The organism is Haloechinothrix sp. LS1_15 (assembly GCF_033042135.1).
Classification (GTDB): Bacteria; Actinomycetota; Actinomycetes; order Mycobacteriales; family Pseudonocardiaceae; genus Haloechinothrix.
This window is the reverse complement of record NZ_WBXM01000005.1, coordinates 1-13,196: the sequence shown is the minus strand read 5'-3', so window position 1 is coordinate 13,196 and position 13,196 is coordinate 1. Positions and strand designations below refer to the sequence as shown.

Here is a 13,196-nt window from a genome sequence, read left to right as displayed (position 1 = left end):
GTGACCGGGAGCCGTCGGTACTGGGCGGAACGGAGCAAGGTGCTGGGCCGTTCGGAGTGATTTGCGTCATGAGATCACTGTGATACCGGTAACGCTTTCTACAGTAGGTCAATGGACCGGACCTGCCCCCGCGATGCGGCCAGCACCCCTGGCCAGGGACGAGGTGAGCGATGAATCGAGTCTACCGCCGGACTGCCGCCCTGCTGTGCACCGGCGCGTTGACGGCCACGGCTTTCGCCGCACCGGCAGCCGCCTCGGCGAGTGAGCCTGCAGCGAGCGGGCTCAGCGGGACCATCGACTCTGCGGTGGCCGGCACCGTGTCCGGCACCGTGCTCAGCGATACCGCCGAGGAAGTCGTCGGCTCGTGGACGGCGGAGCGGATGCGCGAGGCCGTGCCGATGGACCAGCTCATCACCGAGGACCGCAAACGTGTCAGCCTCGGCGAGGTCGTCGACACCGTCACCGGCGGCGAGCCGGTGTCGATCCCGTCGACACCGCGGTTGAAGCTGGATGACCTGCTGCCCGGTCTCGACGGCCTGCTCGGCTTGTTCCGCACGGCCTCCGGTGAGCCCTGGCCCGGTGGTGGTGAGGTCGCCGATACCGCGGGCCGGGTGTTCTTCACCTTCGACGGCCAGGACGCCTCCTGTAGTGGTAACGCGGTGACCAGCGAGAACGGCAGCACCGTGATGACAGCCGGGCATTGCGTGAAGATGGACGGCTCCTGGCACGAGGACTGGGTCTTCGTGCCGGGATACCACGATGGCCAGGCCCCGCACGGCGAGTGGCCCGCGGAGGTCACGATGGCCACGCAGCAGTGGGTGGACAACGAGGACATCAATTACGATGTCGGGGCCGCCGTGGTGCACGAGCAGGACGGCCAGCGGCTCACCGACGTGGTCGGTGGGCAGGGCATCGCGTTCAACCAGGAGCGTGGCCAGCACATGGACGCGTTCGGTTACCCCGCTGCCCCGCCTTACGACGGCAGTGAGCTGATCCGCTGCAGCGGCGATACGTTCAACGACCCGCTGTTCAGCACCGCGATCGGCATGCGCTGCGACATGACCGGCGGCTCCAGCGGCGGTCCCTGGTTCCTCGGCTTCGACGAGCAGGCGGGCACCGGGGTGCAGAACTCGGTGAACAGCTTCGGCTACATCTTCCTGCCCGGTGTGATGTTCGGGCCGTACTTCGGTGACGCGGCACAGGAGGTCTACGAGCGCGCTTCGGTGAGCTAGCGACGGCGGTACGGCCGTCCGGGGCGCGGGCACACGCCGGACGGGATCGGCGGACCCGTATTCTTGGGTGCGTGAACTGGACAGTTGACGTGCCGATGGAGACGCTGCCCGCGCTGCCGCCGCTGTCGCCCGAGCTGCGACAGCGGCTGGACGAAGCGCTGGCCAAGCCGGCGGCACAGCAGCCGGAGTGGCCGGACGAGCAGCTCATGCGCCACGCGCGCGGGGTGCTGGAATCGGTGCCGCCGATCACGGTTCCCGCCGAGGTCGACCGGTTACGGGAGCGCCTGGCGATGGTGGCCCGCGGCGAGGCGTTCCTGTTGCAGGGTGGGGACTGCGCGGAGACGTTCGAGTCCAACACCGAGCAACACATCCGCGCGAACCTGCGCACGCTGCTACAGATGGCCGTGGTGCTTACCTACGGCGCCAGCCTCCCGGTGGTCAAGGTCGGCCGGATCGCCGGGCAGTACGCCAAGCCTCGCTCGAAGAGCACCGACGCCCTCGGTCTGCCCGTCTACCGCGGCGACATCGTGAACTCGTTGGCGGCCACCGAAGAGCTGCGGGTGCCCGACCCCGGGCGGATGATCCGGGCGTATGCCAACTCGGGGGCGGCGATGAACCTCGTGCGCGCGCTGACGGCGGCCGGGATGGCCGACCTCGGCAAGGTGCACGACTGGAACAAGGACTTCGTACGCACCTCTCCCGCAGGTGAGCGGTACGAAGCCCTGGCAAGCGAGATCGACAGGGGGCTGCGGTTCATGTCGGCGTGCGGGGTGGACGACCGGTCCCTGCACACCACCGAGATCTTCGCCAGCCACGAGGCGCTGCTGCTCGACTACGAGCGGGCCATGCTGCGGCTGGACCACCCCGAGTCATCCGACGCGAAGCTGTACAACCTGTCCTCGCACTTCCTGTGGATCGGCGAACGCACCCGGCAGCTGGACGGCGCGCACATCGCCTTCGCTGAGCTGATGGCGAACCCCATCGGTTTGAAGATCGGCCCGACCACGACCCCAGAACAGGCGGTGGAGTACGTCGAGCGGCTGGACCCGCACAACCAGCCGGGTCGGCTGACGCTCATCGCCCGCATGGGCAACGGCAAGGTGCGGGATGTGCTGCCGCCGATCGTGGAGAAGGTCGAGGCCGCCGGTCACCGGGTGATCTGGCAGTGCGACCCGATGCACGGCAACACCCACGAGTCCTCCAACGGCTATAAGACCCGCCACTTCGACCGGGTGGTCGACGAGGTGCAGGGGTTCTTCGAGGTGCACCGTTCGCTGGGAACCTACCCCGGCGGTATCCACATCGAACTCACCGGCGAGAACGTCACCGAGTGTCTCGGAGGGGCGCAGGACATCACCGACACCGATCTGGCTGGCCGCTACGAGACCGCCTGCGACCCCCGGCTGAACACGCAACAGTCGCTCGAGTTGGCCTTCTTGGTCGCCGAGATGCTGCGCAACTAGCGCCTCGTCTGCCAACGACCGCGGTCGTTGGCAGGACGTCACGGGAAGGCGTCGATGGTGACCGTGCCGCCCGGCTCGATGAGCTCCCCTGAGGACGGGCTCTGGCTCACCACGATAGAGAACCGGCCCGCGCCACCGTCGACCTCGGCGGTGAGGCCGTGCTCGGCGAGGATGCTCTCGGCCTGGCTGATGGTGCGGCCGGTCACGCCGGGCACCTCGACGGCATTGGACACCACCACGCCCACCCGTGGCGTATCGCCTTCGGGAGTGGCCCCGGCCTCCGGGTCGGTCCGGACGACGTGCCCGGGTTCGACCCCCTCGGCGAACTCCTCACCGGCCTCGTACGGGTCGAAACCCTCCTCGCGGAGCCGGTCGAACGCGTTGTCCCGCGACATACCCGTCACATCGGGGACGGGGTCGGGCGGCGGCCCCAACGACAGCACCATGGTGACCTCGGAGCCGATGTCCAGCTCGGATCCCGGCTCCGGCTGGACACGGATGACATCACCCTCGGCGACCGAACGGTGGTACTCGTCGGCGCCGGGATCATGGTTCGGAACCAGCTCCACCTCGGTGATGGCCGCCTCCGCGTCGGCGCGATCGGTTCCCTCGGTGATGTGGGGCACGACCGGTCTGCCCGCCGAGATCAGCAGCTCCACGGAGTCCCCCGTGTCCAGCTGGCTCCCTGCAGGGGGTTCGGTGCCGATGGCCAGCCCCGCTTCGACGGTGTTGTGCCTTCGGTGGGATACCTCCGCGGTGAGTTCGGCCTGGCGCAGCTCGGCTTCGGCCTCGTCGACGGCCATGCCTTCGACGTCCGGAACGGTGGTCGACTGCGCCGCGCCGAACCACCAGACACCGGCGCCGACAAAGGCCAGCGCGAGCAGTCCCAGCAGCGCCAGCAGGACGGCGCGGCGCCGCCACGAGCGCCCTGCGACTCCCGCACCTGCGTCCTCGTCTGCGGCCAGCGGGACCGCGCGTGACAGCGCACGGGTGGTGCGCCCGGCGTGGTTACGGGCGGAGACCGGCACGGTGTCGCCGGTCGTGGTGTCCTGATCGCGGTCGGGAGGGGGCAGGGCGGGAACGGCGACGGCGGGCACGCCGAGATCCTGCCGGACGCGGTCCAGCTCGGTCAGCAGCGCCCTGGCGTCGTCGAACCTGGCCTCTGGGGCGCGTCGGGTGGCACGCAGCACCAGCTCGTCCAGCGCGGGCGGGACGTTCGGGTTCAGCGAGCTCGGCGCGGGAACGTCCTCGTTGACGTGCCGGTAGGCGACCGATAAGGCGGTATCCCCGGTGTAGGGCACCTGCCCGGTCAACATCTCGAACAGCAGCACGCCGAACGAGTAGACGTCGCTGCGCGCCGTGGCATCACCGGTGGTGACCTGCTCGGGGGCCAGGTAGGTGACGGTACCGAGGATGACGCTCGAACTGGTGGTGCTGGCGGTCGCCATCGCGCGCACCAACCCGAAGTCGGCTACCTTGGCGATCCCGCCGCCGGTGGCTGATGCCTGGCGGTCACGGCCGAGCAGCACGTTCTCGGGCTTGACGTCGCGGTGCACGAGGCCCGCGTCGTGCGCCGCAGACAGCGCCCGCAGGGCGGGCAGCGCGATAGCCACCGCCAGTGGGACGTCGATGGCGCCGCGCTCGGTGAGCAGGTCCCGCAGTGTCCCCCCGTCGACCAGTTCCATGACGAGGAACGGATACGCCTGGTCGCCGTGCTGATCGACGCCCTGGTCGTAGACCGCGACGACATGGGGGTGATGGAGCTGCGCGGCGGCCCGCGCCTCCCGCTCGAACCGCTCGGCGAACGTACGGTCAGCGGCGTACTGCGGATGCATGACCTTGATCGCTACTTGGCGGTCCAACCGGGTGTCGACCCCCCGGAACACCGTCGCCATTCCCCCGCGGGCCAGCAGCCCCATGACCCGGTACCGGCCGTCGAGCAGCGTCCCGACCAGGGTCGCATCCGCTTGTGTCACATCAGTGGATGGTATCCGGGCCGGATCGGCCGCGGTGGGCGGGCGGTGAGAAACGCCGGCACGAGGGTGATCGACCTGATGCCGGAAGGTGGGGGTGTATGGCAGGCTGATACTTGTGAGTGCGATTCCTGTCGCCGAGGACGTGTTGGACGCCGACGTCGCCGTGATTACGCTCGACGAGGCGGCGAACCGGCTCGGAGTCCCGGTCAACAAAGTACGTCAGATGGTGCGAGACGGTCATCTCATCGCCCTACAACGCGGAGGCGAACACTGCGTCCCCGAGGACTTCATTGCCGAGGGTGCCCTGGTCAAAGGGTTGGTGGGCACGCTGACGGTGCTCTCGGACGCGGGCTTCGAGCGCGCGGAGATGCTGGACTGGCTGTTCACCGAGGACGAGAGCCTGCCAGGCGGCACTCCGATCAACGCGCTACGCAGCAACCGAGGGACGGAGGTCAAGCGGCGCGCGCAGGCCTCCGCGCTGTGACCCTGCCGCGGCCCGAGCCCGCGGGGCCGGTCGAGCCTGCGGGCACGGGCGTGCGACGGAACCTGGCCGTTGGGCTGACCTTGGCGACTCAGCCGTTCTGCTTGTCACGCCACGCGATCCACTTGCGCAGCAGCTCGAGATCGTAGTCCGGGCCGCCCACCCCCACGGTGAACTGCGTGACGCCGAGTTCCAGCAACTGTGGACCGAGCTCGTCGGGCACATCGCCGACACCGACGGAGCGTTCGATCTCCGCGGGGTCGCGAGCCAGGTCGGCGCAGTGACCGTCCAGCACGCGGACCTTGCGGGCGACGGTGTCCGGGTCGCCGAAGCCGTGCCAGATATCGGCGTGCTTGGCCACCAGGCGTAGCGTCTTCTTCTCGCCACCGCCGCCGATGAGGATCGGGATCCTGCGGGTCGGTGGTGGGTTGAGCTTCGCCAGCCGATCCTCGATGCGCGGCAACGCCTCCGCGAGGTCGTCCAGCCTGCTTCCCTTGGTGCCGAACGGGTAGCCGTACTCGGTGTAGTCCTTCTCGAACCAGCCGGAGCCGATGCCGAGGATAAGGCGCCCCCCGCTGATGTGGTCCACCGTGCGTGCCATGTCGGCAAGCAGGTCGGGATTGCGGTAGCTGTTACAGGTCACCAGGGCGCCGATCTCGGCTCGGGACGTGCTTTCCGCCCAGGCACCGAGCATCGTCCAGCACTCGAAGTGCTTGCCGTCCGGATCACCGTACAGCGGGTAGAAGTGATCCCAGTTGAAAACGATGTCCACCCCGAGATCCTCGGCCGCGCTGGCGGTGGCGCGTATCGCGGTGTAGTCGGCGTGTTGTGGTTGCAGCTGAAGGCCAATGCGGACTGGTCGGTTCTTACCTGTACTCATGCCCGCCAGCCTAGCGACGGGTCCACCGGTTTGCCGCCGCTCGGCGTGCCGTACCACGGTGCCCGCCGCGGGCCCCGAGCCACTCACCGAGCAGTGACCGGCCGATCAGGCCGATGCGACGGGCGCGGCCCACCACGGCACGGCGGTGCAGCACGTCGTAGCCTGAGGTGACGATCTCGTCCAGAATGCCTGCGTAGAGGTGCAGAGCGGCGCGAACGCATGGGCGGGATTCGGGACGGAGCTTGGCGATTCCCGGTTCCGCGCGCCGGTAGATCAGCCTGGTGCGATCGACCTGTTCGGCCACGGCGGCGCGGATCCGCCGGTCGCGCCGCCCGGTGCGCAGCGACCACCACAGCAGGTCGCGATCGACGCCGTGCCTGGCGAGATCCTCGGTCGGCAGGTAGATCCGTCCCCGTCGCAGGTCCTCACCGACGTCGCGGAGGAAGTTCGTGAGCTGGAACGCCTCACCGAGCGCGGCGGCCTCGGCGGCGGCTTCCTCGCGAGGCACGACGGTGCCGAGCACGGGCAGCATCTGTAACCCGATCACCGCGGCCGAACCGTAGGTGTACTCCGCCAGCGCCGCGTGCGTTGCGTAATCGGTGGTGTACAGATCCATCCGCATGGCGCGTAGGAAGGCGTCAAAGAGCTCGCGTTCGATGCCGTGACGCCGCACCGTATCGGCCACCGCCGCCAGCACCGGCTGGTGGCGCGAACGGCACGGCGAACCGTCGAGGGCACGGTGCAGCGCCCGCTCGAGGGAGTCCAGCTCGCGTTGCGGGTCGCTGCCCGGCCGGGGGTTGTCGACCATCTCGTCGGCTGTGCGGGCGAAGGCGTACAGCGCGTGCGTCGCCGGGCGCGCGCAGGCGGGTAACAGCGCGGTCGCCAGGTAGAAGGAACGCCCGTGACATGCATTGATGCGGCGGCAGTGGGTGTAGGCGGCGTGGAGCTCGGCGCGCGCCGTGCGGCCATGGGGTGCCATGCCGTTACCCACCCCGCCCCGTGACGCGCTCTGCGGCGAGCTTGCCCGAGATGACCACCGGCGGGATGCCGACGCCGGGAACCGTGCCGCAGCCTGCCAGCACCACGTTGCGGGCCCCGCGCACCAGGTTGCCCGGCCGGAACGGGCCGGTTTGCCGCAGGGTATGGGCCAGCGAGAAGGGTGTGCCCGCCACGAACCCCTGCGCCGCCCAGTCGCGCGGTGTCCGCAGCACGCTCATCTCGATCACCTGCGGCAGGCCCGAAACGCCACGCGCGCCCAACGTGGCGAGGAGCTCCTCACGGTAGGCGGGTCCCACGCGGTCCCAGGCGAGGCGTCGTCCCACGTCGAGGTTCGGTGCGGGCGCCAGGATCGAGACCACGTCCTTGCCCGGCGGGGCGAGGGTCGGGTCGGTCACGGTGGGGCGGGACACCAGCAACGACGGGTCACTCATCAATGAGCCGTCGCGGATGATCTCGGTGAACGTGCCGTCCCAGTTGTGTCCGAAGAAGATGGTATGGTGCCCGTCGAGCCCGCCGGGGGCATCGTGGCAGCCCGCGTGCAACACCACCGCGGACGGCGACGGGCGTAGCCGGGACGGGCGATGGGGACGTCCACGGAGCAACCCGTACGCGGTGGTGAGCTCGACGGACAGCACGGCGGCGTCGCAGCCGATGCGTTCCTCGGAGCCGGTGTGGACCGCGCGTACCCGGCCGTCGACCCAGTCCAGCCCGGTGACCTCGGTGCCGAACCGGACGTCGGCTCCCGCCGCGGCCGCTGCGTCCGCCATGGCGCGGGCCACCTCGCCCATGCCGCCGTGCGGGTAGTACACGCCGCCGACGGTGTCCATGTAGGCGATGACCCCGTAGGCGGCCAGCGCCGATCGTGGGGCCAGCCCCGCGTACAGCGCCTGGAACGAGAACAGCCTGCGTACCCGCTCGTCGTGGAAGTAGCGGGCGATCCGCGGCCCGAGCCTGCCGAACCCGCCGAGCAGGACCAGTCGGACGAACTCCGGGGACAGCAGGTCGGTTGGCGAATCGAAGTTGGTGCCGATGAACCGATCGGCCTGTACCCGGTACAGCTCACCCAGCCACCGGCGCAGCTCGCGGTAGCCGCGCGCGTCGCGGGGGCCTGCGGCACTGCGGATCTCCTCTTCCATGGCCCCGGCATCGGTACGTACCGCGAGCTGGCTGCCGTCGGCGAAGCGGGCACGGTAAGCCGGGTCGAGGCGGGACAGCCGGACGTGATCGGCCAGCGAGGTCCCCACGGCCGCGAAGGCCTCGTCGAGAATGCCTGGCATGGTCAGCACGCTCGCGCCGGTGTCGACTGTGAAGTCCCCGAGTCGGGTGGACGCGGCGCGACCGCCCGGCAGATCCTCGCGCTCCAGCACGGTGACGTGCCTGCCAGAGCCCAGCAGGTGCAGCGCCGCCGACAGGCCGGACAACCCGGCCCCGACCACGACCACGTGGTCGGTGGGGCCGTCGACGGTCCGTATCCTGGCGGGTCGTCGCTGCCTGCGCGCGGTGCTCGACATCGGTGCTCAGTAGGTCCTCGAGGTGGCCGCGTGAGCGAGCTCGGTGAGCCTGCTCGCCGCAGGCTCACCGAGCTTCGCATTGTCCAGAGTGGTCAAGGCAGCTTCGTTCAGCCTGCTGATCCGCAGCTCCACCGATTCCACCGCACCGGCGTCGATCAGCGCGCCGATCGCCCGCTTGATCTGCTCGTCGGACGGATCGGCTGCGTCGACGGCGTCGCGGATGGCACGCGCGCAGCCCGGCATGCCCCGCTGCGTGGCGTGCTCGAGACCGAGCGCGATCAGCAGCGTGCGCTTGCCTTCCCGGAGATCGTCCCCGGCGGGCTTGCCGGTGACCGCGGGATCGCCGAGAACCCCGAGTAGGTCGTCTCGCAGCTGGAATGCCACGCCGATGTCGTTGCCGAAGGACCGCAGCGCGTCGATGAGGTCCGCACCGGCCCCGCCGAGCGCTGCCCCAAGGTGGAGCGGTCGCGCTACCGTATAGGCGGCTGTCTTGAGCTCGTTCACCCGCATCGCGGCTTCCGGGGTCGGATCGCCGGTGACCTGGGTATGCACGTCGAGATACTGCCCGGCCAACACCTCGGTGCGCATCGCGTGCCACACGGGGCGGCCTGCGGTCATGGCGCTTTCCGGTAGCGCCGCCGACGTGAACATGTCGTCCGCCCATGCGAGCGCGAGGTCCCCGATGAGCACGGCGGATGCCAGGCCGAAGCGTTCGGCCGAGCCGCGCCAGCCCTGCTCGGCGTGCCGCTCGGAGAAGGCCACGTGCACCGTCGGCGCGCCGCGCCGTGAGTGTGAATCGTCCATCACGTCGTCGTGGATGAGCGCGCACGCCTGGATCAGCTCCAGCGCGGCCACCGCTCGCAGCGCCGCCTCGGCGTGCTCACCGCTGGCCGCGCCGCCTGCAGCGCGCCACGCCCACCACGCGAAGGTGGGACGGATGCGCTTACCTCCCCCCAGCACGAAGTCGGTCAGCGCACCGAGTGGTTCGGCGAAGGCGTCCACGTGGGCGATACCGTGCCGGGCGCTGTCGAGGTACTCGGCAAGCACCCGCTCCACATGACGCGGTAGGTCGGCGTCGAGATCGGTCACCCGTCCATGGTCCTGGCTCGCGGCGCCGTCACCGGTTCCGGGGGTCCGGTTTGGTGCCTGCACCACACGCCCGAGCCCGCGCGCAGGTCGTGTGCCGGTCAGCGGGCTCGGCAGGTAACGTGCCGCTATGGCTTCCAGCACACCAGGTATCCACGAGATCTGTGACCGGTACGTCGAGGACTACGCTGCCGTGCACCCGGTAGCGGCCACGTTCATGGGAGTCACAGGGCACGAGTCCGAGCTGACCGACTACTCGCCGGACGGCCATGCCGGGCGGGCCGAACTCACACGGCAAGCGCTCGCGGCGGTGTCCGAGCGCGAACCGGCCGATGCGGTGCAGCGGGCCGCCCGAGCGGTCTTCACCGAGCGGGCAGGCATCGAGCTCGAACTGCATGACGCTGGTCTGGACACCGCGGCGCTGAATGTGATCGAGAGCCCGGTACACGAGATCCGCATGGTGTTCGACCTGATGCCGAGGCAGCGGGTCGCGGACTGGGAGGTGATAGCGGCACGGATGAGCAAGGTGCCCGCGGCGATGGATCAGGTCCGTGCCTCGCTGCTGGCGGCGGCCGACGCAGGCAGGGTGGCCGCCCTGCGGCAGGTGTCGAAGGTCGCCGAGCAGTGTGACACCTGGGCGGGCCTGCACGGCGAGCCGGGCTTCTTCGACGCCCTGGCGGCCGACGCTGAAGCCGCTGACGGTGTGCCGGACTCGCTGCGTCGCGACCTCGCCCATCACGCGCACGCCGCGCAGGAAGCCTTCGCCGAGTTCGCCGGGTTCCTGCGCGCCGAGCTCGCGCCGCAAGCGCCGTCCAAGGACGCCGTCGGTGCCGATGTATACCGGTTGTGGTCGCGGTTCTTCACCGGTGCCGAACTCGATCTGCGTGAGGCCTACGAGTGGGGCTGGGAGGAGTTCAGCCGTGTCGAGGCGCGAGCGCGCGAGGTTGCCGACCGGATCAAGACGGGCGCCACGCTGGCGGAGGCTGCGGCGGTACTCGACGCGGATCCGCGCTACCTGGTCTCCGGGCAGGAGGAGTTCCGCCGGTGGATGCAAGGGCTGTCCGACGAGGCGCTGCGCTCGCTGCGCGGCATCCATTTCGACATCCCCGACGAGATCATGGCACTCGAGTGTTTGATCGCTCCGCCCGGCGGCAAGGTCGGGGCGTACTACACCGGGCCGAACGAGGACTTTTCCCGGCCGGGGCGCATGTGGTGGTCGGTACCGAGCGACAAGGCCGAGTTCCCGACGTGGCGTGAGGCCACGACCGTGTACCACGAGGGCGTCCCGGGGCATCACTTGCAGATCGCCACGGCGGTGTACCAGGGCGAGACATTGAACCGGTTCCAGCGGCTGATGGCGTTCACCTCGGGACACGCCGAGGGATGGGCGCTGTACGCGGAGCGGTACATGGAGGAGTTGGGTTACCTGTCCGACGACGGGAACCTCCTCGGCATGCTCGATGCGCACCTGTTCCGTGCGGCCCGTGTGATCGTGGATATCGGCATGCACCTGGAGCTGGAGATCCCTACCGGCACGGGATTCCACGAGGGCGAGCGGTGGACCCCGCAGCTGGGGCTGGAGTTCCTGCTGAACAGGACGATGACCGATCCCGAGCTGGTGAGGGACGAGCTGGATCGCTACCTCGGCTGGCCGGGGCAGGCGCCGTCCTACAAGCTGGGCGAGCGGCTGTGGCTGGCGGCCCGGCAGGACGCGGAGCGTCGCAAAGGTGCCGATTTCGACATCAAGGACTTCCACATGCAGGCCCTGCGCATGGGCGGGATGGGATTGGATACGCTCCGCGAGCAGCTCGCGTTCATGTAGCGAGCGGCGGGAGAGCGCGGGTATCGCGTGGCGAACGCGGCGACCCCGCCCGTCGGACGAATCGCGGAGGTGATGGTGGACCTGCTCGTCGCGGTCCTGCTGGGGGTCGTGCAGGGCCTGTTCATGTTCGTTCCGGTCAGCTCTACCAGCCACCTGGTGCTGGTACAGACCTGGTTGGCGGACAGGGGAGCGGAGGTACCACCTCCCGAGTCGCAGGAGATGGTGCTGTTCGACCTTGTGGTCCACGTAGGCACGCTGGTGTCCGTTGTGGTCGTCATGGGGGCTGGGCTGCGCCAGCTGGGTCGGGGGGTGCACCGCGAGATCGTCACGGGCAGGATCACGACGACCTGGCGGAAGGGCTTCCGTGGGGCGCTGGCGACGCGGCTGGTGATGCTGGGGCTCGTGACGACGTTCGTGACGGGCGTTCTCGGCCTGTTTCTGCGCGACACGCTGACCGAGACGGTGTTCGCGTCGACGACGGCGGTCGCGATCGCACTGTTCGGCACCGGGGCGATGCTCTGGTGGACCGACGCGATGACGCCGGAACGCGGCGGCCGGTGGCTGCGATTCGGCTGGGCCGGGCCACGTGACGTCAGCCTGATCATGGCGATCGCCGTCGGTGTGGCACAGGCCGCGGCACTCGCCCCAGGACTGTCCCGTAGCGGCACGACGATCTTCATCGCGTTGTTGCTCGGTATGGGACGCAAACTGGCCGCGCGTTACTCGTTCTACGTGGCGATTCCCACGATCCTGGCCGCTTCGGCGGTGCAGTTCGTGGATGTACTGGGGGACGGGGGGCTGACCGTGGTGAGCTGGACGGCCATGGCGACCGGGTTCGTCGTCGCGGCGGTCGTGGGCGCTGGCGCCCTCTGGGTGGTGCTACGACTGCTCGAAGCCGCCCGGTTCCGGATCTTCGCGGTGTACGTCTGGCTGCTGGCGGTGTTCGTGCTCGTCACCGGTGTCAGTTAGCGGGCGGGAAGAATCGGCGGGGCCGCCGCCGTACCGGCGACGGCCCCACCCGGCATGGCGTCGGGCACGCCGAGTCGTTAACGCGCAGTGGTGCGACAACCCCGACCTTAGGGGCAAGCGGGTACCGGTGAGGAAACGCGACGTGACGTTTCCGTGCCGGCTTGCCGAGCAGCACATGGCTTGCCACCGGCTCCCGCCGTGCTGGGTGGTGATCGCCATCGTGTCTGTTGGTGGGGCATGATGCGTCGCGTGGTGGGTGTCCAGGGTGGTGGGGTGCAGTAGGGGAGCTGGTCGGTTCCGATGTGGATCTGCCACTCGCTGTGGTGGATGCGTCGGTGGTGTTCGCCGCTGGGGAGGGCGGGGTTGTCGAGGTTGGTGGGTCCGCCGTGGGCCTGGTGGTGGATGTGATGCGCCTGGCACCAGCGCTCAGGCCGGGTGCAGCCGGGGAAGACACAGCCTCCGTCGCGCAGCGCCAGGGCGCGGCGTTGGGTGGTGGAGACGGTGCGTTGGCCGCGGCCGTCGAGTACGGCGGGGATCACTCCGGCGTCGCAGGCATGGCGGCGGGCCTGCTCGGCACTCAGCGGCAGCTCCCGGTTGAGCAGCGCAGTCGAGGCTGGTAGCCCGTCGGCACACAGCTCGCGCAGCGGGATGGTGATCACTAGGCGGGGTTTCTCCCCACCTTCGGCGGGAAGTTTGCCCTCGTCGAGTACGAGCCCGACCATGGCCGCGAACGCGTCACCCTGGCGCTGCTCCGGAGGCCGGGTATCGGGGGTGCCG

The 13,196-nt window shown here is 69.6% G+C and carries 11 protein-coding genes; 5 read left to right on the top strand and 6 right to left on the bottom strand.

What is annotated here, in order from left to right:
• Nucleotides 1–170 precede the first annotated feature (170 nt).
• Both F8178_RS09335 and F8178_RS09330 read left to right on the top strand, forming a co-directional pair.
• Nucleotides 171–1,232 carry a peptidase gene (locus F8178_RS09335; RefSeq protein ID WP_317494318.1) on the top strand — a complete coding sequence of 354 codons (1,062 nt, stop codon included), beginning with the start codon at nt 171–173 and terminating at the stop codon, nt 1,230–1,232.
• A 59-nt stretch (nt 1,233–1,291) separates the two neighbouring features.
• Nucleotides 1,292–2,695, top strand: coding sequence for a class II 3-deoxy-7-phosphoheptulonate synthase (locus F8178_RS09330; protein WP_317494573.1), 1,404 nt, complete (start codon nt 1,292–1,294; stop codon nt 2,693–2,695).
• Between the two features lie 38 nt (nt 2,696–2,733).
• Here F8178_RS09330 and pknB read toward each other — a convergent pair whose 3' ends face one another.
• Nucleotides 2,734–4,671 carry a Stk1 family PASTA domain-containing Ser/Thr kinase gene (gene pknB, locus F8178_RS09325; protein WP_317494317.1) on the bottom strand — a complete coding sequence of 646 codons (1,938 nt, stop codon included), beginning with the start codon at nt 4,669–4,671 and terminating at the stop codon, nt 2,734–2,736.
• A gap of 115 nt (nt 4,672–4,786) precedes the next feature.
• On the opposite strand from pknB, the gene F8178_RS09320 reads away from it, so the two are divergent.
• On the top strand, nt 4,787–5,155 hold the full coding sequence (locus F8178_RS09320; RefSeq protein WP_317494316.1) for an Rv2175c family DNA-binding protein: 369 nt from the start codon (nt 4,787–4,789) through the stop codon (nt 5,153–5,155).
• 88 nt (nt 5,156–5,243) lie between these two features.
• Here F8178_RS09320 and F8178_RS09315 read toward each other — a convergent pair whose 3' ends face one another.
• Genes F8178_RS09315 through F8178_RS09300 form a run of 4 tightly spaced genes read right to left on the bottom strand, consistent with a single transcriptional unit; the run spans nt 5,244 to nt 9,631 of the window.
• The gene (locus tag F8178_RS09315; protein WP_317494315.1) at nt 5,244–6,032 is read right to left on the bottom strand and encodes an LLM class F420-dependent oxidoreductase; all 789 of its coding nucleotides are present in this window, start codon (nt 6,030–6,032) and stop codon (nt 5,244–5,246) included.
• Between the two features lie 10 nt (nt 6,033–6,042).
• Nucleotides 6,043–7,011 carry a phytoene/squalene synthase family protein gene (locus F8178_RS09310; RefSeq protein ID WP_317494314.1) on the bottom strand — a complete coding sequence of 323 codons (969 nt, stop codon included), beginning with the start codon at nt 7,009–7,011 and terminating at the stop codon, nt 6,043–6,045.
• 4 nt (nt 7,012–7,015) lie between these two features.
• Complete coding sequence (gene crtI, locus F8178_RS09305; RefSeq protein ID WP_317494572.1) at nt 7,016–8,503, bottom strand: phytoene desaturase family protein; 1,488 nt, start codon at nt 8,501–8,503, stop codon at nt 7,016–7,018.
• A 45-nt stretch (nt 8,504–8,548) separates the two neighbouring features.
• Nucleotides 8,549–9,631 (bottom strand): polyprenyl synthetase family protein, encoded by a 1,083-nt coding sequence (locus F8178_RS09300; protein WP_317494313.1) that lies wholly within the window; start codon nt 9,629–9,631, stop codon nt 8,549–8,551.
• Between the two features lie 127 nt (nt 9,632–9,758).
• Here F8178_RS09300 and F8178_RS09295 point away from each other — a divergent pair, with 127 nt between their 5' ends.
• Both F8178_RS09295 and F8178_RS09290 read left to right on the top strand, forming a co-directional pair.
• Nucleotides 9,759–11,450: a DUF885 domain-containing protein gene (locus F8178_RS09295; protein ID WP_317494312.1), complete on the top strand. Its 1,692-nt coding sequence runs from the start codon at nt 9,759–9,761 to the stop codon at nt 11,448–11,450.
• 27 nt (nt 11,451–11,477) lie between these two features.
• Nucleotides 11,478–12,419, top strand: a complete 942-nt coding sequence (locus F8178_RS09290; RefSeq protein WP_317494311.1) for an undecaprenyl-diphosphate phosphatase — start codon at nt 11,478–11,480, stop codon at nt 12,417–12,419.
• 107 nt (nt 12,420–12,526) lie between these two features.
• Here the strand turns inward: F8178_RS09290 and F8178_RS09285 are convergent.
• A partial coding sequence (locus F8178_RS09285) for a DUF222 domain-containing protein (RefSeq protein ID WP_317494310.1) occupies nt 12,527–13,196 on the bottom strand: 670 nt, incomplete at its 5' end.